Origin of the sequence: Pollutimonas rozaliensis (assembly GCF_048751585.1) — a bacterium.
Lineage (GTDB): Bacteria > Pseudomonadota > Gammaproteobacteria > Burkholderiales > Burkholderiaceae_B.
On the sequence record NZ_JAZHOB010000258.1, the window covers coordinates 1 to 252 of the forward strand.

Below are 252 nucleotides of genomic sequence, written 5' to 3' on the forward strand. Positions count from 1 at the left end.
GATCGGGGCTCACGCTCGCCTGGCCCAACTGAAGCCCGGTTTCCGCTAAAGCCGCCCGCAGGTGCGGTAGAGCAGTCTCCATCATCTGCCGCACCTGGGCATGTTCGCTGACGATATGGATCTGCGCCTGGTCCTGCTGCACGCGCAAAGAGATATGCAATGAGCCCAGCTCCTGAGGATGCAGGCGGATCTCCGCTTTGTGCAAATTGTCGCGGCTGAACAGGGCAATATGTTGGCTCACCGACTGTTTCC

Annotated in this window: 1 protein-coding gene; it reads right to left on the minus strand. The window is 59.9% G+C overall.

Annotated elements, in window-relative coordinates; all coding sequences use genetic code 11:
- Nucleotides 1-252: flagellar hook-length control protein FliK (locus V0R37_RS22820; RefSeq protein ID WP_420376651.1), on the minus strand; the 252-nt coding region annotated here is incomplete at both ends.